Below are 19,924 nucleotides of genomic sequence, written 5' to 3' on the forward strand. Positions count from 1 at the left end.
GCAGGAATGCTCCCTTTTTCATTTATTTTCGCTCCGGACCTGAATTTAATCATGACTATGAACCGCTTAGGCAAGGAAACCAGCCCTTACCTGCTCCAACACGCACACAACCCCGTAAACTGGTATCCCTGGGGTGAAGAGGCTTTGCAGCTTGCAGAGCAGCAGGATAAGCCGATCCTTGTAAGCATTGGTTATGCCGCCTGCCACTGGTGCCATGTGATGGAACGGGAAAGCTTCGAAGATGAAGCTACAGCCAGCATCATGAATGAACACTTTATCAATATAAAAATAGACCGGGAAGAACGCCCGGACATTGATCATATTTATATGGATGCCCTGCAGGCCATGAGCAGTTCCGGCGGATGGCCCCTGAACATGTTCCTCCTGCCTAACCGCCGTCCTTTTTATGGCGGCACTTATTTCCCTCCGCAGAAAGCCTATAACCGGCCCTCCTGGAAAGAAGTACTGCTGGCCGTTTCAGATGCTTTCAAAACCAAACGGAAAGACCTGGAAGACCAGGCTTCCAACCTCACAGAACACCTTCATCAAAGCAACCAGTTTGGCATGGAAACAGTGAATAAACTGTTGCCGAAAGAAGAAATGTTCAGCCAGGCAGAATGCGATGCCATAGTGCTGGCCATTATGGGCCAGGCGGATAAAGAATGGGGTGGATTTGGCCGTGCGCCTAAGTTTCCGGGTTCTTTCACCATCCAATACCTCCTGCGCTATAACCGCAGGAAAAAAGATGATGCCGCTTTACAGCAGGCATTATTGTCCCTGGACAAAATGATAGCCGGAGGGATCTATGATCAGCTGGGTGGCGGGTTTTCAAGATATTCTACAGACGAGCAATGGCTGGCCCCGCATTTTGAAAAGATGCTGTACGACAATGCCCTGCTCACCGATACACTCTGTGAAGCTTATCAGCTCACCGGTAACAAAGCTTACGCAGCAACCATAGAACACACCCTGGCCTTTATCCAGCGGGAAATGACTTCTCCGGAAGGAGGCTTCTATGCTGCGCTGGACGCGGATTCTGAGGGAGTGGAAGGGAAGTTTTATGTATGGAGCCTGGAAGAAATAGAAACAGTACTGGGAAAAGATGCGCCCGCATTCTGCGCTTACTATGATGTAAAACGCGAGGGCAACTGGGAAGATCATAATATTTTATGGATCCCTGTTCCTCCTGAAAAGTCAGAAACCCTGGAAGCATTAATGGCAGAGTGCAGGGCTAAACTGATGGCTGTCAGGGACCAGCGGATCCGCCCTGGTTTGGATGATAAGATCCTGCTGGGCTGGAATGCACTGATGATCCATGCCTGCTGTAAAGCCTATGCCGCGTTGGGAAATAAAGAATACCTGGGGATGGCGGAAAATGCCATGGCATGTGTCTGGGAAAAAATGAAGAAGCCCGGGGCATCCCTTGCATTCTGGCATACGTATAAACAAGGGGATGCGCGTTACCCCGCTTTTTTAGATGATTATGCCTATCTTATACGCGCACTCATTGCTTTACAGGAAGTTACCGGAGAATTGGACTGGCTCCGGAAAGCAAAAGATTTAACACATTTTGTGGTTGAACAATTTGGAGACGAAACTTCGCGTTATTTCTATTACACTGCATCCGGTCAGCAAGATGTTATCGTACGTAAGAAAGAAGTGTATGACGGAGCAGTACCCAGCGGAAATGCAATCATGGCACATAATCTCTGGCACCTTTCCATCGTTTTTGATAATAAGGAATGGGCAGACAGAGCACTGGGCATGACGGCAAGCCTGGCCCAATCCGTTACCCGTTACCCTACTTCCTTCGGGATCTGGGCAGCAATGATCCTCCGGATCGTACAGGGAACAAAGGAGCTGGCTGTGGCAGGAGCGGGGTATAAAGAGCAAATGAGCGAGATTAATAAACTGTATATTCCCGGTAAAGTGTTGGTGGGAGCGGATGCAGACCAAAAAGACATGCCGCTTTTGCAACAAAGAACGCAGGCCGGAAAAACACTGATATACCTATGTGAAGATTATCATTGTATGAAACCTGCAGAAGATATATCAGAAATACTTAATTTAATATGATATTTGTTGTAAATTGCTATCCCTTTGATTAATTTAGTGTTAACGAGAAAATTAGGACATTGGATATTCACAAATAAGTATTATATTTATATTGTATGTGTCTATAGCCTTGAGGGGCAAGAGTTTACGATATCCCCAAAAAGATATCTCGCCATGGTTAATTATTAAAAGGAGTGGACAATTACATAATAAAATGTTAAAACCAACGTTTAAATGTGTTACCGAGACCGAAGATGTTGAATTGAAAAAGTTGGCTGAAAACTAACTACGGATTAAAATTAATTATTACATTTGCTATCTTTCTGATAAACAACCAGGTGAAAAGTGTGACTAAAAAGATATCAGGCGTGTTGGCCATAACATCTGGCAGGTTCAAGAAAAATCGTATTCTAATGAAAGTCACCCTTATGAAGCTTAATTATTGTAGTGCGATGCTGGTTGTACTGCTGCCGGTATTGCTGGCCAGTTGCGGTGGTGGTAAGACCCCAAAGAACGCACAGGGACAGCTGATAGGTGTTAGTCCAAGACCAAAGTACTCCCCCCCTGTACCTTACGGAATGGTGTATGTGCCTTCCGGAACCTTTCACATGGGTCCGAGTGATGAGGATGTAAACTATGCTTACACAGCAAGGAACAAATCCATTTCTATCTCCGGTTTCTACATGGATGCCACCGAGATCACGAACAACGAATACCGTCAGTTCGTAAACTGGGTAACGGACTCCATTGCACATATCCTGTTGGGGCATGTGAAGAATGTAGACGGACAGGACTACATCGACTGGAAACAGAAGATCAACTGGAAGGACAAAGCCACCTACGAAAAAGTAGACGCTATGATCTATTCAGCAGATGATCGCCTGTACGGCCGTAAAGAGATAGATGTACGTAAACTGCTGTACCACCAGGAAACATTTAACTGGGAGAAAGCAAAACAGCGTGAGCTCAAGGATAAACCCCGTTCTACTTTCATTGAAAGAAAAGATGTGGCCATCTATCCTGATACTTTGTGCTGGATCCGCGACTTCTCTTATGCTTATAATGAGCCGATGACCCGGATGTATTTCTGGCACCCGGCATTTGATAACTATCCGGTAGTGGGAGTTACCTGGCACCAGGCAAATTCCTTCTGCGAATGGCGGAGTAAATTCTGGGAAGATTACCGTATCTCCAAGAAGCAATTCACGGAAGATAAATTCCAGTTACCTTCTGAGGCACAATGGGAATATGCAGCCCGTGGCGGTCGTGAACAAGCACCATATCCATGGGGTGGTTACTACCTGCGTAACAAAAAAGGTTGTCTCCTCGCTAACTTCAAACCCGGCCGTGGTAACTATCCTGAAGATGGTGGTTTCTACACCGTACGCGCAGATGCTTACTGGCCGAACGATTACGGCTTATACAACATGGCTGGTAACGTAGCAGAATGGACACAGGACATCTTCTATCAAAATGCTTATTCTTTCACATCCGATATGAACCCTTATCTGAAAATGGACATTCCGGATAACGCAGCACCAAAGATGAAACGTAAAACCGTTAGAGGTGGCAGCTGGAAAGACATAGGATACTTCCTGCAAAATGGTACCCGTTCTTACGAGTATCAGGACAGTGCCAAATCATACATCGGCTTCCGCTGTACGATCGCTTTCCTGAGCAGGTCTAAAAATGACTTTAACAGAAAATAGGAATGAATAGCTAATCCTCTGAAAAATCACAGACATGGCACATTTGAAAAGAGCTTTTTACCTTTTAATCACCATAAATAAATTTTAACCTATGGCTATGAATCCTAACACAGCGAAATGGCTAAACTTCTTTGTATGTATCGGCGCATCTGTCGTGATCATCGGAGCATTGTTTAAAATCCAACACTGGCCAGGCGCTGACGTAGCGCTGATCCTCGGATTGAGTGTTGAAGCAGCGATCTTCTTTGCATATGCATTCGTTCCGGATGACCATGCACCGGCACCTAAAACTGCAGTAGCAGGTGGTAGCCCCGCATTGGCAGGAATGGACAAAATGCTGCAGGAAGCAGACATTACGCCAACTAACCTGGCACGCCTGAGCGAAAACTTCTCTAAACTTGGTACCACCGTAGATAAAATGCGGGATATCAGTGACGTGGTTGCAGCTACAGGAGACTACACGCAAAAAACACGCGAAGCGTCTATTGCTATCGGTTCTGTAACTCAGGCTTACACGAGCGCAGCACAAGCCGTTTCCAGCTTTAATAATGCATCCGAATCTACCCGCCACTTCCACGATCAGGTACAATCAATGACCAAAAACCTGGCTTCATTGAACGCCATCTATGAACTGGAACTGCAGGATACCAATAACCACCTCAAAGCTATGAACAGCTTCTACAGCAATCTGTTGAACGCTTCCCAGGCTATGAGCGGCAGTGTTGAAGATGCTAAGAAAACACAAGAGCAGATCTCTTTGCTCGCACGTAATCTTGGTAACCTCAATACCGTTTATGGTAACATGCTGACTGCAATGCAGGGCAGATAAGGTAACGCAATAGTGACCCAAACAAGATCATTCATTAAAAACTTGTAATCAACTATGGCTTTACCTAAAGATCCCAGGCAGAAGATGATCAACTTCATGTACCTGGTGCTAACAGCTATGTTAGCTATGAACGTATCCGCCGAAATTTTGAACGCTTTTGATATCGTTAATGATTCAATCAGAACTTCTAATAATTCTATTGAAAGTAAAAACACTGTTACCTATAAACAGTTCGCCAAATTAATGGCATCTGATGCTGCTAAAGTTGGTCCGCTTAATGAAAAAGCAAACAAGGTAAGATCCTTGTCAGCCGCAGCCTATACCTATATCGAAAATCTTAAGAATGAAATCATTAAGGAAAGCGGTGGCCTTAATGAACACAAAGAAATAAAAGGAAAGGATAACCTGGACGCGGCAACCCGCGTAATGGAAAATCAAAAGAAAGGCCCTGCCCTGGAAAAGGAACTGGCCGGCCTGCGCAAGTCTATGCTGGACCTCATCAATCCTAAGGACCGCGCTGCTTTTGAAGCTAACCTTCCCCTGCAGATCATTGAGCCTCCACAAAAAGGACCAGCTAAGAAAACCTGGACAACCTACCACTTTAACATGGTGCCCAGCATTGCAGCTATCACCATCCTTGGTAAGTTCCAGAACGATATCAAGAACTCAGAAGCAATGATCATCGATAAACTGCTGAAAGAAGTATCTGAAGATGACTTCGTTTTCGATAAACTGGAAGCATTCGTATCATTGAACTCTAAGAACTTCACTACCGGTCAGACCCTCGAAGCAAAAGTAGTAATGGGTGCTTACAGCAGTACTGTAAACCCTACTATCATCATCAACGGCCAACCCGTTTCAGCTTCTGAAGGTAAAGGTGTTTACACCACTACTGTAGGCGGCATCGGTGAACACACTATTTCCGGTGTGGTGGAACTGATCAAACCTAACGGTCAGAAAGTAACAAGCCCTTTCACAGAGACGTATAAAGTTGGTGCATCTGCTACCTCTATCTCTGCTGATAAAATGAACGTACTGTACATCGCTCTGCAAAACCCCATCACCATTACGGCGGCTGGCGTTCCTGCAGAAAAGATCCAGGCTTCTATCAGCGGCGGCGGTGGTTCTATCACCAAAAGAGGCCCCGGTGAGTTTATTGTAACAGTAAGCCAGACCGGTAAAGCCACCATCAATGTTTCTGCAGAAGTAGACGGAAAAGTAAAATCACTGGATTCAAAAGAATTCCGCGTGAAACAAATTCCTGACCCTGTAATGAAAGTGGGTTTCAACAAAGGATCTACTATGAAAGCGGCAGACTTTAAAGCACAAGGCGGTCTGCGTGCTGACCTGGAAGACTTCCTGTTTGAAGGCGTGAAATACTCAGTGGTAGGTTACCGTATGGGTATCGATTCAAGAGGCCGTGAGTATGCAGAAGGTGAATCCACCTCTGAGTACTGGCCTAACAAATCTGATATCCAGGGAGCTATCCGCGCTGCTAAACCAGGTGACCTGATCTACTTTGAGAACATTAAAGTAAAAGGTCCTGATGGCAGGGTACGTTCTATGCAGAACTTTAATATCAAGATCAATTAATAACACAAATTAATTACTGGGCTATGCGAGCAGTAATATTGAAAAGAATCAGTTGGAGTGCGTTTTTACTGGTAGTTCTGGCTTCTTCTGCGGATGCACAATCCCGCCGGAGAAGAGCAGCTGAGCCTGCAGGTAATGCTCCTGCAACGCAACAGAATAACCCACCGGTAACAAACCCGGCAACCGGTAACCCTGTAAACGTGCCTTCGGCACCAGCTACACCTCCCCCTTCTTTAAGACAGGATGGAGTAGGTACTCCGGTTGATACACCACGTAAATCATTACGCGTGGATGGTGTTTCCGAGAAGAGTCCTATCCGCGACCGTGTGCCCATTACATATGATCACATCCGTGAGGACGATAAATTCTGGGAAAAACAGATCTGGCAAGTGATAGACGTGCGGGAAAAAATGAACATTCCCTTCCAGTACAACGTGGAAGATGAGAATGGCACCAACCAACTGCTCATCAATATCCTGCTCAATTCCATTAAAAATAAGGAAGTAGAAGCCTTCAGCCCTATCGATGACCGTTTCAGCACTGTGATGCCTTACCAGGAGATCATGACCCGCCTGACCGGAGAAGTAAGGACTGTAAGAAGTATCGACCCTGTAACCGGGGAAGAGAAAATGGTGGAAACCAGGGATGAATTCAACCCTGAAACCATCAAGCAATACAAGATCAAGGAAGTTTGGGTTTTCGACCGTGAAGCATCTGCACTGAAAGTACGTATCCTGGGTATCGCTCCCATGGTGTCCCGTATCAATGATGATGGTTCTATCCGTGCATCCATTCCGCTGTTCTGGGTTTACTACCCTGACCTGCGTCCCGTTCTGGCCAAGTATGATGTGTACAATCAAAACAACGATGCATCTACGATGACCTGGGAAGACCTCTTTGAAATGCGCTTCTTCTCCAGCTTTGTGGTAAAAGAAAAGAATGCTTACAACCGTGAGATCCAGCACTACATCAAAGATGGTGTAATGCGTCTCCTGGAAGGGCAGGCTATCAAAGACAAGATCTTCAACAAAGAACAGGACTTGTGGCAGTATTGATCTGTTAACAACGTTCAAATCCTTCGAACAATAATGAAAAACTGCCTTCCTTCATGGGAGGCAGTTTTTTTATGATATCTTGTGCACATGCAAGCGCTGCGGACCACTATAAATGCTGTTGTTCCTCTCCCTGATGAAGAATGGGAGGCATTGATCACCTGCTGGCAACCCATGAATGCCAAGCGCAAAACAGTACTTACAGCAGCAGGAGACACAGAACGTTATTTGTATTATGTACTGGAAGGTGTGCAACGCGCCTTCTGCCTGGATGAAGGGCAAAAGGATGCAACACTTATCTTTTCCTACACCGGTTCCTTTTCTGGCATCATAGATTCCTACTTTTTACAGCAGCCTTCCCGTTACTACCTGGAGACACTTACAAAAAGCGCCTTTTTAAGGCTCTCTTTCGCTGATCTCTCCCGTTTGATGCAGGAGTATCCCCTGATAGCACAATGGGTGCATATCAGCACCGTACATGCAATGGCCGGTCTGATGGAACGGCATATTGAAACACTCACCCTGGGTGCGGAACAAAAGTTCCGCCGTTTACTGTCCCGCAGCCCCCATGTTTTACAGCTGATACCACATAAATACCTGGCATCCTACTTGGGAATAGATCCCGCTACTTTCAGCAAGCTCATGGGAGCAGTTCGCATATAAATCTTTGCCTGCATCAAGATTTCCAATAATTGCAAGGCGTAATTTTGTAACCGGATCTAAACAATACATTATGCCCACATTTAACGCTGCCAATTTATTACAGGACCTTAGTAACGACGTGAACAATCTGTTGCATGTGATGCGTACACGCATAGAGCATCAACCCCATGCCGTATTATTGCAGCAACCTGCTCCCGGTAGCTGGAGTGTGATCCAATGCCTTGATCACCTCAACAGCTATGGCCATTATTACCTGCCTCAATTGCATAAAGTGATCAGTAAAGGAGAGCAGCAACGCATTCCCGCAAAACCATTATTCAAAAGCGGCTGGTTAGGAAACTACTTTACCAATCTTATGCAACCCAAGCCAGACGGTGCTTTGCGGTCACGTATGCAGGCACCTCAGGGATATCGCCCTGTGCAGCAACCGGATGCAGCATTGGTAATAAAAGAATTTATTTTGCAGCAGGAACAGATGCTGGAATTACTGCATCGCGCAGAAGCCACTGATATCGGGCATTTCCGCGTTCCCACTTCACTAACACGTTTCATTAAAATGTCCGCCGGCGATACTTTCAGGTTTCTCATTGCACATCAGCAACGGCACATGTTACAGGCACTTCGTGCCATGCTTGCTTATGGTGGCGGAGGCTTCACTGCGGTATCTATGCAGTACCTGACAGGGAATGTTGGTTAACGGCTACTGCTGTTAGAAAAATCTCTGCAAACCTTTATTGGGAGAAGGTTTTGTGGCTGTTACTATTTTTCACCGATAACAAATTCTTAACAAATGTTATACGAGGCGAATCCTACTTTAGTAAGCGGAAGGAGGGGTAGAAATAGTGCTGAAAACAACACCGCCGAATCTTCCGGTCGTCACCGGAATTCAAAAATAAATCTGTGTCTTTTAATGGTTAACTTGGGGAAAGGAGCCTGGTTCTCAAACCGGGCTCTCTCATTAACGTAAGTGCCAGTTTCTTATTATTCCTTTTCATGAAAATGTTCCCAGATCAGCTGTGCTTTCTTTTGACCCACTTCCCTCACTAATTCTTCCATCGTAGCCTGCTTCACTTTATTAACGGAACGGAACGTCTGTAATAGTTGCGTGGCCGTACTTTCACCAATGCCCTTGATCTCTTCCAGTTCATTCTTGAAAGTGCCTTTACTTCTTTTTAAACGATGGAAAGTAATACCGAAACGGTGTACCTCATCCCGGATGCGGCGGATCAATTTGAGGCTTTCACTATCATAAGGAAGTTTAATACTCTCTTTGTCTCCCGGGAAAAAGATCTCTTCTTCATTTTTCGCAAGGCCCACCACCGTCATGCTTCCGATCAGGTTTAATTTATTGATGCTGTCCATAGCCGCGCCCAGCTGACCTTTACCACCATCTATGATCACCAGTTGTGGTAAAGGCTGTTGTTCTGCCAGTAAACGATTGTAACGGCGGTACACTACTTCAGACATAGAGGCGAAGTCGTTAATACCTTCCACCGTTTTGATATTGAAGTGGCGGTAATCTTTTTTGGAAGCCACACCATCTTTAAATACCACACAGGCGGAAACCGGGTAACTGCCCTGGAAGTTAGAGTTATCGAAACACTCGATATGTAAGGGAAGGTCCTGCAGTTCAAGATCTGCCTGCAACTGGTACAGTACTTTCTTCCGTTCCATATCACTTTTCCCTTCCAGCTGCAACATCTTTTTCTTCTTCAGTTCCTCCGTGAAATAGTTAACGTTTTTGGTAGAAAGGTCCAGTAGTTTCTTTTTATCTCCTCCTTTGGGAATGGTGACAGTAATACCTTCCTCCGGAAACTCAACCGCAAAGGGCAGGATGATCTCCCTGGCAAGGCTCTGGAAAGCTTCGCGAAGGTAAGCAATGGCATAAGCCATCACTTCTTCATCTGATTCTTCCAGTTTCTTTTCCAGCGTTACTGTTTTAGTATCTACAATGGTACCATTCAGTACGCGCAGGTAATTTACATAGGCAAAGTTGCCTTCACTGAGGATGGTGAACACATCTACATTGCCAACTGTTGCGCTTACAATGGCAGAGCGTGCTTTATAAGCCTGGAGGCCTTCAATCTTCTTGCGTTCTATTTCCGCTTTCTCAAATTCCATGTTGGCCGCATGCTCCTGCATGCGTGTGCGGAAAATATTGAGAACGGGTGTGAGGTTTCCCCGCAGTATTTCTTTCACCTGCTGTAACCCTTCCCGGTAATCTTCTTCTGTCTGCAATCCTTCACAAGGCCCTTTGCAGTTGCCCAGATGATATTCCAGGCACACCTTCATTTTACCTTTCTGGATGTTCTGCTGGCTGAGGTTGAGGTTGCAGGTACGCAAGGGAATACTGTTCTTGATCAGCTCCAGCACTTCGCGCACACGGCCTACAGAAGTAAAAGGGCCAAGGTATTCAGAGCCATCGCGGATAATGCGGCGGGTCAGGAAAATACGTGGGTAAGGTTCATGTTTGATAACAATGAAAGGGTAACTTTTATCATCCTTCAGGTTAATGTTGTATTTGGGCTGGAACTGTTTGATCAGTGAGTTTTCCAGCAAAAAGGCATCCTGTTCGGAATCAACGATCGTAAACTCTATGTGGTGGATTGTTTCTACCAGTTTACGTGTTTTATAGTTATCGTGGTTTTTAACAAAATAAGAACTCACCCTTTTACGCAGGCTTTTGGCCTTGCCGATATAGAGTAGTTCGCCGTCTGACCCAAAATATTTGTAAATACCGGCATCCGTAGGTAAAGTATGTGCTACCTGTTGAAATTCCGCTGCTGTCATATCTTATGCGTTGAAGGATGGAAGAATGTTTGTACTTCCATGTTCTCCGGTTTCATGAAAACGATCTTTTGATAAGTGATCACTCTTAACTGCTTATTGCGTTCATAAAATACTTCCTGCCGGTACTCATATACGAGGTTGGAAGTATGGGAAGTGGCATGGGCGGTTTTGATATAACCTTGTTTGTCCACATCCAGGATCAGCTGGTAAGGGCGGGTTTGTTTGCCTTTGGAAAGAAAGATGAAAGTGGTGTCTGCTCCTAACTGGTCAGCAATGGTATCCCGGGAATAGGCATCTGACAGGGAAGTTTTGCTGATATCTGCATCCATCAATGGCCGGAACAGGGTTTCAAGTGCTATGCCCTCCTTTGTTTTCACAGAATCTGTGACACCATTGAGCCGCACGACCTTTGTCATTTGCATCTGCTGTTCCTTTAAACGGGCAATTTCTTCCAGGCAATAATTGCCAAGTGCGCGGTAACTGGTGTCTTTTGCTGTGATAGCCGGTTTCTCCTGCTGAAGATTACAACCTGCTGCCATGCCAATTAACATACACAATAACAATGGTCTCATGTCAGCAAATTTAATGGTGAATCCACAATCCCCCATAAAAAAATAATGCGCCGTGAAAACGGCGCATCTGATGCATGAGCAAATCTGTCGAGAGCACTAAAATTTTCAACTATGTAGAAACTAGCGTTTTTTGATACTGATTTTGCTGAGTAATACCGGGTTGTTCATGGCGGAGTAATCATATTGATATACTCCATCCGCCGCACTTACCAGCAGGTTTTTGTCACTATAAGGGATCACATCGTAGGTGGTCAGGCCTTCTATGAGCCTGGTGGTGCTGATAGAAGCGAAGTCTGTACCCTGCATGAACCTCAATCCAAATGTGCCTTCGCAGATGAACAGCTTGCCATTGCTTACGCCCAGGCCATACGGATTCTTCATCTGGTAGCTGGCCAGTTTAACCGGCTGGTCTACATTGGACACATCAAAAACCTGTAACTCATTAATACTACCACCGCAGGCCGCGCCGCTCCTTACTGTTACATAAGCTTTTGTTCCTTCCACCACCACCGGATCACAGGCCCTGAAGTGAGTTGCCGTAGAGCGTTTCTTCGGAGCTGCCGGATCGATGATGTCATAAATATGCATGGCGTTCATGCTGCCGATGAAAAGATATTCCCCATATGGGAAGATGGTTTCAATGCTTCCGCCTGGTATATTTTGTTCCCCTTTGTGAACCGGATTGGCTGCATTACTGATATCGAATGCTTTCAGCTGGCTCCAGTTAACGGTGTATAAATAATCTTTTGCAATAGTGAAACGCGCCATGGAACCACCTTTTCCTGTTCCTCCGCTCGCTTTATAAGCAGCTGAGTTCAGACTGTAACCTGCCATGTCATATACCAGGTATTCATCTTTTTTCGCACATTCACACTCATAAGTAGTATCCCTGGTGGTATAACCTACTACAATGCTATCGTTGTTCCGGACAGACTGGCCCATCATTAACCCTGCTGAATTGATCGGGTAATTGATGATATTATCCAGTTTTTTAACGAACGAGATATGAAGCGGGTCGAGGATATTGAATACAACGAGGTCCGCATAACTGTCTGCATATAAAGTATTCCCTTTGATAGCGATGTCCACATTTCCCCGGATGTTCAGGAACGCTACATTCTTCGGCTCCCGGGGATTGCTGTTGTCTATGACGTGGATCCCTTTCTGCATCTCATTTACAAAGATGTACTGGTCTTTTACGTAGATCTTGCCCGGAGTGCCTACTTCCTGCGGCGCTTCTGATTTTACGCTTGCCCAATAATCTGCTTTCGCCATAATAACCGGCGTATAAATAGTTGTGGTGGTGATCCTGCTGCACTTTTCCTTAACACATCCACTAAAAGCCAGAATTCCGGCTATTATAACGGGGAGTTTAAACAGCATGGTACGCATAGGGGGATGAATTTGAAAGTAAAACGGGGCGGGGGAGAGAAAAGTTACAGGGGGACTAAAATATAAAGAGTTGAGTTGCAACTGACAGCAACTCAACTCTTCTTGATAAGAATATGATTTTAAACCAACAGGTTGCCGGTCATTTCAGGAGGAATGGGAAGTCCCATGAAATGCAGGATGGTAGGCGCAATGTCTCCCAGTTTACCGTTCTTCACATCACCCTTAAAGTCCTGGCTGATGATAAAGAAAGGAACAGGGTTCAGCGAGTGTGCCGTATTAGGAGTACCGTCTTCATTGATCATGTAATCTGCATTACCATGATCTGCTGTCAGGAAGATCACATAATCATTCAGCAGGGCAGTGGTCACCACTTTTGCCACACAGGCATCTACGGTTTCTACTGCTTTGATCACAGCAGGCCATACTCCTGTATGCCCCACCATGTCTGCATTCGCGAAATTGAGCACGATAAAGTCTGTGGTCCGCTGTTCCAGTTCAGGAACGATCAGATCTGCCAGCTCCGGCGCACTCATTTCCGGTTTCAGATCGTAAGTAGCCACTTTGGGAGAAGGGGCCAGTAAACGTCTTTCACCCACAAACGGTGTTTCACGGCCACCGGAAAAGAAGAAGGAAACGTGTGGGTATTTCTCTGTTTCCGCAATACGGATCTGAGTTTTACCATGTTTTTCCAATACTTCGCCCAACGTCATTACCAGGTTATCATTATCGAAAATGATGTGTACGCCCTTGAAGGATTTGTCGTATTCCGTAATGGTAGTATAGTTCAGTGCCAGCGGTTGCATACCAAAATCAGGGAAAGCCTGCTGGGTGAGCACTTCCGTGATCTCGCGGCAGCGGTCTGTTCTGAAGTTGAAGCAAAGTACCGCATCGCCTTCTTTGATAGTAGCAATAGGCTGTTGCTGATCATTTACCGAAATGATCGGTTTGATGAATTCATCCGTAACGCCATCTGCATAAGAAGCTTTTACAGCCAGGGGAGCATTTTGCGTGGGGACACCAATACCATACACCATAGCATCATAAGCCAGTTTCACACGTTCCCAGCGTTTATCACGGTCCATGGCATAATAACGTCCTGTTACGGAAGCGATCTGGCCGGTGGTTTGTTGTAAATGCTGCTGCAGATCTTCCAGGTAAGCGAAACCGCCTTTGGGATCTGTATCACGGCCATCTGTAAATGCATGGATGAACACCTTTTTCAGGCCACGCTGATGTGCAATGCTGATAATGGCTTTCAGGTGGGAGATGTGAGAATGCACACCGCCATCGCTGACAAGACCTATCAGGTGAAGGGCTTTATCATTGTTCAGCGCATAATCCATAGAGGCCTGCAGTACTTTGCTGGCTGCCAGTTCCCCTGTACGGATAGCTACATTGATGCGTTGCAGCTCCTGGTATACAATACGGCCTGCGCCAATATTGAGGTGCCCTACTTCTGAATTGCCCATCTGGCCATCCGGAAGGCCTACCTGTTCACCACAGGTGATCAGCTGGCCATGGGGGTATTGCTCATATAAATTATCTACAAAGGGGGTGTTTGCGTGTGCTATAGCGTCTGCGGCAGGAACCTGACCCTGTCCCCAGCCGTCCATGATAACCAGGATCGCTCTTTTGTTTTCCATACAGTTTTGTCCGTTGTGTGATGAATGAATCGGGTCGTGAAATTAATAATAACATCCCTTTTGAGGGTTAAATTTTTAAGAATGGCCCAACTACACACATATCAATTATTTAGAATAACAGGTCTGAAATGCAAATAGCACAATGATGGGATATTATTGAACATCAGCAATTTGGCATAGTTTTGGCACCTGCTACGGTTGATAAAAGTATAGTTCGATCTAAAAAACGGATAATGAAAAAGTTAATCTTTGCACTGGGGGTACTGATAGCATGCGGAATGTTTACGGCCTTCACTTTGATGGCCGGGCCATTTGAAGATGTGATCAGCGCCATCAAGCAAGGGGATGCCGCAAGCCTAGGTAAAAATCTGGATAACACGGTGGAGATCAACATGATGGGGAAGTCAAATTCCTACAGTAAGGCGCAAGCCGAGATCATTTTGAAAGATTTCTTTAGCAAAAACAGTGTAAAGTCCTTCGAGCTCATCCACAAAGGTGGTCAGGAAGGCAGCGGATTCTTTGGCGTAGGTACCCTGGTAACTTCCGCAGGAAGCTATCGTATCTCATTTTTCCTCCAAAAGAAAGGGACAACGTTTGTATTGAATGAATTAAGGTTCGAAAATAAATAACGGAAATTTAGCTTAAGAAGAGAGAGATTGAAAGGCTGCCGGCAGGCGGCCTTTTTTGTGCCAGGCTTTATCTCAAAGGGATTTATGTAACTTGCCGCTTTATTTCAAACCAGCAGTTTACATGTTACAAAAAGAAGCATTGACCAACTTTATCAGCAGTGCGCTGGCAGAAGATATCGGCAACGGAGACCATAGTACAATGGCTTCCATTCCCCCTGCCACAAAAGGCACCGCTCAGCTGAAGATCAAAGAGGCCGGGGTATTGGCAGGTATGGAAGTAGCCGAAGCTGTTTTTCGTTACCTGGATATGTTCACGGAATTCCGTCCCTTCAAAAAAGACGGTGATGCCATGCAGCCCGGTGAACTGGCTTTTGAAGTAGATGCTGCCGTACATACTTTGCTCATGGCAGAACGCCTGGTGCTCAACTGCATGCAACGGATGAGTGGCATTGCCACCCTCACCCGGCAATACACAGACCGTCTTAAAGGTTACCATACCAAAGTGCTCGATACCCGTAAAACCACGCCCAACTTCCGTATGCTGGAAAAAGAAGCTGTACGCATCGGGGGAGGTGTGAATCACCGCATGGGCCTGTACGATATGGTGATGCTGAAAGACAACCATATCGATTTCTGCGGAGGAATCACACCGGCAGTAAATAATGTGGTGGATTATCTGAAAAAGAAAGGACTGAACTTACAGATAGAAGTAGAGGCCCGCAGCCTGAACGATGTACGGGAAATACTGGCCGTTGGAAATGTACACCGCATTATGCTGGACAATTTCACGCCGGAACAGATCCCCGCCGCACTGGAACTGATCAATGGAAAATATGAAACAGAAGCTTCCGGCGGCATCACTTTAGCCAATGTGGAAGCTTATGCAAAAACGGGTGTGGACTTTGTTTCCGTGGGCGCCATCATCCATCATGCCGTAAGTCTTGATCTGAGCCTTAAAGCTGTTATCCACCCCAACAAATGAGAAAGATCCTGATCATCATCAACCGCAAAGCCGGTACCGATCGTGAAAAGCAACTGGGATTGGTTATCCGCCAGCAACTCCCGGCAGACCAGTTCGCTGTTGAAATCACTTACCTGCAATACCTTGGCCATGGAACAGACCTTGCCCGTGAAGCTGTTCAACGGGGAGTAGATACAGTAGTTGCTGTAGGCGGCGATGGTTCCATCAATGAAATTGCACAGGGCCTTTTAGGTTCCAGAACTGCATTGGCTATTGTGCCATTGGGAAGTGGAAACGGCCTTGCCCGCGCACTCCGCATTCCGCTGGATGCCACAGCAGCTTTGCAGATTGTAGCCAACGGCACCAGAAAACCTATGGACGCCGGTTTTGCCAATGAACATCTTTTCCTGAGTAATGCAGGCGTAGGTTTCGATGCCCTCATCGCAGACCGTTTCAGACATAGCAAAAAGCGCGGTCTTATCAACTATGCCCGCCTGGTGATAGGAGGCTTCGCCAGTTACAAACCGGCTGCTTATTCCATCAAAGTGGATGGGCAGGAAAGAGTTCAAAAAGCCTTTCTGATGACGGTGGCCAACGGCAACCAGTTCGGCTACGAATTTAAGCTCGCTCCCAAAGCCAGTGTTTTTGACGGTTTATTGGATATATGTCTGGTACCACCGATACATTTCTGGGATCTGCTGCCCCTCAGCATTCATTCCTTAAAAGGTAATATTGACGAAAGCCGTTACATGGAACACATTACCGGCAAGGAAATTGAAGTGAACAGTACCGACCTGAACTGCTTACAGGTAGATGGGGATGCTGTACCTTTGACCAATGGGAAAACAGTGTATTTTCGCATAGCGGCAGGTGCATTACAGGTGATCGTACCTGCTGAATAATAAACCTTGATATGAGTAAGAAGAAAAACAGCTCCGGCGGCATCGTGTATTCCACAGATCCCAATTATTCCTATCCACAGGAAGAACAGGAGGAACAAGCCACATTACCACCCGCCCGGCAGCAACTGAAAGTAACGCTGGATAAAAAGCAGCGCGCAGGTAAAACGGTTACCGTTGTAGATGGATTTACCGGAACAGAAGCTGATCTCGAAAAACTGGGGAAAGACCTGAAGACCAAATGTGGTACCGGAGGCAGTGCAAAAGACGGCCAGATCCTTATCCAGGGCGATTATAAAGATAAGATAGTGAAGTGGTTACAGGACTGGGGTTATAAAGCTAAATAAGGAGAAATCAAGCCTATGAGAAGGTTCAGAGAATGCTTCACATAGGCTTGACATAGGCTCAACATAGGGCACTCGTTTGATGATCCTATACCTATCTGTTAACCAGCTTAAGGGCACCCTCCGAATAACGTTCCCCGCTGATCTCATATCCCTTCATCAATTGCTCAATCGCCAGCACATCAGCAGCAGAAAGGTGCACATCCGCCGCGGCAGCATTCTCCTGCAGGTACTTCCTTCTTTTGGTTCCCGGAATGGGAATGATATCATCTCCTTTTGCCAATAACCAGGCCAATGCCAGTTGGCCGGTAGTAATATTCTTTCCCGCGGCCACTTCTGTCAGTGCATTCACAATCGCCTGGTTCTTCTCAAAAGCTTCCTGCTGAAAGCGGGGCAGGTTACGGCGGAAATCATTTTCATCCAGGGTCTTTACATCCTTCAGTGTATTCGTTAAAGCACCCCTGCCCAGCGGGCTGTAAGGAACCAGGGCGATATTCAGTTCCCGCGCAGTGGGGATGATCTCTTTTTCAAGGTCTCTTACAAAAAGGGAATACTCGCTTTGAAGCGCGGCAATCGGATGTACCGCATCAGCTTTCCGGAGAGAAGCTGCGGAGGATTCAGAAAGCCCCAGGAAGCGCACTTTACCTTCTTTCACCAGCTCAGCCATGGCACCTACGGTTTCTTCGATCGGTATATTGGCATCCACGCGATGGGCGTAATAAAGATCGATGTGATCTGTACCAAGCCTCTTCAGGCTTGCTTCGCAGGCCTTTTTGAGATAAGCGGGGGAACCATCAATGTAAGTAGAATTATCCTCCCGCATGCGGAAGCCGAATTTAGTGGCCAGGAAAACATCCTTGCGGCGGGTGGCCAGTACTTTGGAGAGCTGTTCTTCATTCAGGCCCTGGCCGTACATATCCGCTGTGTCCCAGAAATTGATGCCGAGGTCCAGTGAAAGTTCCAGTGTGGCTTGTGATTCCTGATCATCCCGTTGTCCGTATGCAAAGGCCATACCCATACATCCCAGGCCAATAGCGGATACCTTTTCTCCAGATTTACCAAGTGTTCTGTATTGCATTGTAATAGGATTTTAATACACAAATGTAATTGCGGATGGATGATCAATAATTGCACGATTCAAACGGGAAATTGCAAATATCAGAGGAAGAATTTTTATGCAACTACGGCAGGTTTCATAGGAATTGCAACATGTGTTGCACTTTTATATTTGGCTAGTTAAAAAAGAAACTCCATCTTGTATGCCTCCATTTATTGACCAAAATCAGCGGGCCTGGCCCAATGACTGGCGTTTTTGGAGAAGCAGACTGATTTGTCTTTACAAATTCCACTTCTCCAAAAGCCAGTTGACAAACTGGCTTTTTTATTTCACTACGCCTTCACTGAATACAGCCAAACTACCATTTACCGCACAACTGCTTTATTTCACGATCACGAACTCTACCTCCCCAAATCCCAGTTCCAGCATAGTTTTCCCTTTTTCGAGACATAACCGCCCATCCGGTAATACATCCATGATAACACCCTGGAAGATATCCCCGTTTATCTTGTATAACCCAGGTTCTTTAAAGCGGTACATGTAAGACTTATATTCTTCCAGCCACTGATCAAATATCGCAGGGTGTAAACGGCTGTAACGTTCTTCCAGGCAGGCACAGAGCTCATGTGCCAATGCAAGGCTGTCCCAGTTCTTGCCCGTTATCTGTCTTAAGGATACAGGATTGATCAGGCTCGGCGGGAAATGCGGCGTATTGATGTTAATACCGATGCCTGTGATGGCATATTGCCATACATTTCCACGTAAAACATTCTCTATCAGAATACCCCCTGCCTTTCTGTCACGCCAGTAAATATCGTTGCTCCACTTGATCCGCGTGTCGTCTCCTGCGTATTTAGAGAAGAAATCATAGGCGCCCAAAGCCACGGCAACACTGAGCATAAATTGTTGAGGCAATGCCAGCGCGGGTTGAAGAGCAGTGGTAAGCATAATGTTCTCTCCCGGTTCTGAAAGCCATTGTTTACCACGCTGTCCTTTTCCGGCCGTTTGTTCCATAGCGAACCAGGTGCTGCCGTCTGCCACAGGCCCTGCATTGACCTGGGCCATGGCATAGTTATTGGTGCTGTCTACAGTTGACAGCACATGAAATGGGTTGCCGATCACAAGTCTGTTTTTATCTTTAAAACGATCTGAAACAAAGTAACACCATTTTAACAATTTTTTACCGGCTCAATCGTCAACAGATATGAAGCAGTTGTGATATTTTGGGGCTGGTTTAGTAATTTTGAAGATTAAAGTTTATTTTTAACAAAAACAGCATTTATTGGCACCCTTAACCATTCTAAATACCCGGAAAAAGGCGGTAACACGCGTAAACAGGAACAGCAAGATATTTACTACCATCATAAAGGCCATACAGGACAAAAAAGGGGAGAATATCGTTTCCCTTGATCTGCGCAAGATCCCTGAAGCTGTTGCTGATTTTTTTATCTTATGTGAGGCCAATTCAAACACTCAGGTTAAAGCCATTGCAGACTTTGTGGAAGAAGAAGTGAGGCGCGCAACAGAAGAAACACCTTACAAACACGAGGGTTTTACTGCCCAACAGTGGATCCTGGTGGATTATGTGAATATTGTAGTGCATGTTTTCATACCTGAAACACGCAAATTCTATAAACTGGAGGAGATGTGGAGTGATGCGGAAAGCATGGAACACCTTGAAAACTGAACAAAACCGCCGGTTTTGTATTAATTATTTGTATAAAAAGACAACACTC

The 19,924-nt window shown here is 45.8% G+C and carries 18 protein-coding genes; 12 read left to right on the forward strand and 6 right to left on the reverse strand.

The window, feature by feature from the left end:
- The first annotated feature begins 57 nt into the window (after positions 1 to 57).
- From AAHN97_RS26025 to AAHN97_RS26055, 7 genes are all read left to right on the forward strand, one after another.
- On the forward strand, positions 58 to 2,076 hold the full coding sequence (locus tag AAHN97_RS26025; protein ID WP_343305003.1) for a thioredoxin domain-containing protein: 2,019 nt from the start codon (positions 58 to 60) through the stop codon (positions 2,074 to 2,076).
- 407 nt (positions 2,077 to 2,483) lie between these two features.
- Entirely contained in the window at positions 2,484 to 3,764 is a 1,281-nt protein-coding gene (locus AAHN97_RS26030) for an SUMF1/EgtB/PvdO family nonheme iron enzyme (protein ID WP_074241342.1), read from the forward strand.
- Between the two features lie 97 nt (positions 3,765 to 3,861).
- Entirely contained in the window at positions 3,862 to 4,593 is a 732-nt protein-coding gene (gldL, locus tag AAHN97_RS26035) for a gliding motility protein GldL (RefSeq protein ID WP_343305004.1), read from the forward strand.
- A 54-nt stretch (positions 4,594 to 4,647) separates the two neighbouring features.
- The gene (gene gldM, locus AAHN97_RS26040; RefSeq protein WP_343305005.1) at positions 4,648 to 6,186 is read left to right on the forward strand and encodes a gliding motility protein GldM; all 1,539 of its coding nucleotides are present in this window, start codon (positions 4,648 to 4,650) and stop codon (positions 6,184 to 6,186) included.
- A 23-nt stretch (positions 6,187 to 6,209) separates the two neighbouring features.
- Positions 6,210 to 7,241 carry a gliding motility protein GldN gene (gene gldN / locus AAHN97_RS26045; protein ID WP_343305006.1) on the forward strand — a complete coding sequence of 344 codons (1,032 nt, stop codon included), beginning with the start codon at positions 6,210 to 6,212 and terminating at the stop codon, positions 7,239 to 7,241.
- An 87-nt stretch (positions 7,242 to 7,328) separates the two neighbouring features.
- A complete protein-coding gene (locus AAHN97_RS26050; RefSeq protein ID WP_343305007.1) occupies positions 7,329 to 7,901 on the forward strand; it encodes a Crp/Fnr family transcriptional regulator in 573 nt (190 codons plus the stop codon).
- Between the two features lie 70 nt (positions 7,902 to 7,971).
- On the forward strand, positions 7,972 to 8,598 hold the full coding sequence (locus AAHN97_RS26055) for a DinB family protein (protein WP_343305008.1): 627 nt from the start codon (positions 7,972 to 7,974) through the stop codon (positions 8,596 to 8,598).
- Positions 8,599 to 8,882: 284 nt separating this feature from the next.
- On the opposite strand, the gene uvrC is transcribed toward AAHN97_RS26055, so the two are convergent.
- The 4 genes from uvrC to gpmI form a co-directional block, all read right to left on the reverse strand.
- The gene (uvrC, locus tag AAHN97_RS26060; protein WP_343305009.1) at positions 8,883 to 10,691 is read right to left on the reverse strand and encodes an excinuclease ABC subunit UvrC; all 1,809 of its coding nucleotides are present in this window, start codon (positions 10,689 to 10,691) and stop codon (positions 8,883 to 8,885) included.
- Positions 10,688 to 11,263, reverse strand: a complete 576-nt coding sequence (locus AAHN97_RS26065; RefSeq protein ID WP_343305010.1) for a hypothetical protein — start codon at positions 11,261 to 11,263, stop codon at positions 10,688 to 10,690. Before AAHN97_RS26065 ends, uvrC begins: the two co-directional genes overlap by 4 nt.
- A 120-nt stretch (positions 11,264 to 11,383) precedes the next feature.
- Positions 11,384 to 12,655, reverse strand: coding sequence for an LVIVD repeat-containing protein (locus AAHN97_RS26070; protein WP_343305011.1), 1,272 nt, complete (start codon positions 12,653 to 12,655; stop codon positions 11,384 to 11,386).
- Between the two features lie 119 nt (positions 12,656 to 12,774).
- Entirely contained in the window at positions 12,775 to 14,298 is a 1,524-nt protein-coding gene (gene gpmI / locus AAHN97_RS26075) for a 2,3-bisphosphoglycerate-independent phosphoglycerate mutase (protein ID WP_343305012.1), read from the reverse strand.
- Between the two features lie 233 nt (positions 14,299 to 14,531).
- Between gpmI and AAHN97_RS26080 the strand changes: the two genes are divergently transcribed.
- The 4 genes from AAHN97_RS26080 to AAHN97_RS26095 all read left to right on the forward strand — a co-directional run bounded on the left by AAHN97_RS26080 (position 14,532) and on the right by AAHN97_RS26095 (position 17,134).
- Complete coding sequence (locus AAHN97_RS26080) at positions 14,532 to 14,927, forward strand: DUF4783 domain-containing protein (protein ID WP_343305013.1); 396 nt, start codon at positions 14,532 to 14,534, stop codon at positions 14,925 to 14,927.
- 121 nt (positions 14,928 to 15,048) lie between these two features.
- Positions 15,049 to 15,909 carry a carboxylating nicotinate-nucleotide diphosphorylase gene (gene nadC, locus AAHN97_RS26085; protein ID WP_343305014.1) on the forward strand — a complete coding sequence of 287 codons (861 nt, stop codon included), beginning with the start codon at positions 15,049 to 15,051 and terminating at the stop codon, positions 15,907 to 15,909.
- A complete protein-coding gene (locus tag AAHN97_RS26090) occupies positions 15,906 to 16,790 on the forward strand; it encodes a diacylglycerol/lipid kinase family protein (protein WP_343305015.1) in 885 nt (294 codons plus the stop codon). The genes nadC and AAHN97_RS26090 overlap by 4 nt, the downstream gene beginning before the upstream one ends.
- A gap of 11 nt (positions 16,791 to 16,801) precedes the next feature.
- Positions 16,802 to 17,134, forward strand: coding sequence for a translation initiation factor (locus tag AAHN97_RS26095; RefSeq protein WP_343305016.1), 333 nt, complete (start codon positions 16,802 to 16,804; stop codon positions 17,132 to 17,134).
- Between the two features lie 91 nt (positions 17,135 to 17,225).
- On the opposite strand, the gene AAHN97_RS26100 is transcribed toward AAHN97_RS26095, so the two are convergent.
- On the reverse strand, positions 17,226 to 18,209 hold the full coding sequence (locus AAHN97_RS26100) for an aldo/keto reductase (RefSeq protein WP_343305017.1): 984 nt from the start codon (positions 18,207 to 18,209) through the stop codon (positions 17,226 to 17,228).
- 360 nt (positions 18,210 to 18,569) lie between these two features.
- A complete protein-coding gene (locus AAHN97_RS26105) occupies positions 18,570 to 19,310 on the reverse strand; it encodes a biotin--[acetyl-CoA-carboxylase] ligase (RefSeq protein WP_343305018.1) in 741 nt (246 codons plus the stop codon).
- Between the two features lie 160 nt (positions 19,311 to 19,470).
- On the opposite strand from AAHN97_RS26105, the gene rsfS reads away from it, so the two are divergent.
- Positions 19,471 to 19,875 (forward strand): ribosome silencing factor, encoded by a 405-nt coding sequence (gene rsfS / locus AAHN97_RS26110; protein ID WP_153660317.1) that lies wholly within the window; start codon positions 19,471 to 19,473, stop codon positions 19,873 to 19,875.
- The last annotated feature ends 49 nt before the right edge of the window (positions 19,876 to 19,924 follow it).

Source organism: Chitinophaga niabensis (genome assembly GCF_039545795.1).
GTDB classification, from domain to species: Bacteria; Bacteroidota; Bacteroidia; order Chitinophagales; family Chitinophagaceae; genus Chitinophaga; species Chitinophaga niabensis_B.

Bases quoted from the DNA above. Each gene is read 5' to 3' on its own strand.
- nadC (WP_343305014.1), top strand. From the start codon at position 15,049: ATGTTACAAAAAGAAGCATTGACCAACTTTATCAGCAGTGCGCTGGCA.
- uvrC (WP_343305009.1), bottom strand. From the start codon at position 10,691: ATGACAGCAGCGGAATTTCAACAGGTAGCACATACTTTACCTACGGAT.
- gpmI (WP_343305012.1), bottom strand. From the start codon at position 14,298: ATGGAAAACAAAAGAGCGATCCTGGTTATCATGGACGGCTGGGGACAG.
- AAHN97_RS26025 (WP_343305003.1), top strand. From the start codon at position 58: ATGAACCGCTTAGGCAAGGAAACCAGCCCTTACCTGCTCCAACACGCA.
- AAHN97_RS26070 (WP_343305011.1), bottom strand. From the start codon at position 12,655: ATGCGTACCATGCTGTTTAAACTCCCCGTTATAATAGCCGGAATTCTG.
- AAHN97_RS26080 (WP_343305013.1), top strand. From the start codon at position 14,532: ATGAAAAAGTTAATCTTTGCACTGGGGGTACTGATAGCATGCGGAATG.
- gldL (WP_343305004.1), top strand. From the start codon at position 3,862: ATGAATCCTAACACAGCGAAATGGCTAAACTTCTTTGTATGTATCGGC.
- AAHN97_RS26030 (WP_074241342.1), top strand. From the start codon at position 2,484: ATGAAGCTTAATTATTGTAGTGCGATGCTGGTTGTACTGCTGCCGGTA.
- AAHN97_RS26050 (WP_343305007.1), top strand. From the start codon at position 7,329: ATGCAAGCGCTGCGGACCACTATAAATGCTGTTGTTCCTCTCCCTGAT.
- gldM (WP_343305005.1), top strand. From the start codon at position 4,648: ATGGCTTTACCTAAAGATCCCAGGCAGAAGATGATCAACTTCATGTAC.
- AAHN97_RS26095 (WP_343305016.1), top strand. From the start codon at position 16,802: ATGAGTAAGAAGAAAAACAGCTCCGGCGGCATCGTGTATTCCACAGAT.
- gldN (WP_343305006.1), top strand. From the start codon at position 6,210: ATGCGAGCAGTAATATTGAAAAGAATCAGTTGGAGTGCGTTTTTACTG.
- AAHN97_RS26065 (WP_343305010.1), bottom strand. From the start codon at position 11,263: ATGAGACCATTGTTATTGTGTATGTTAATTGGCATGGCAGCAGGTTGT.
- AAHN97_RS26100 (WP_343305017.1), bottom strand. From the start codon at position 18,209: ATGCAATACAGAACACTTGGTAAATCTGGAGAAAAGGTATCCGCTATT.
- AAHN97_RS26090 (WP_343305015.1), top strand. From the start codon at position 15,906: ATGAGAAAGATCCTGATCATCATCAACCGCAAAGCCGGTACCGATCGT.
- AAHN97_RS26055 (WP_343305008.1), top strand. From the start codon at position 7,972: ATGCCCACATTTAACGCTGCCAATTTATTACAGGACCTTAGTAACGAC.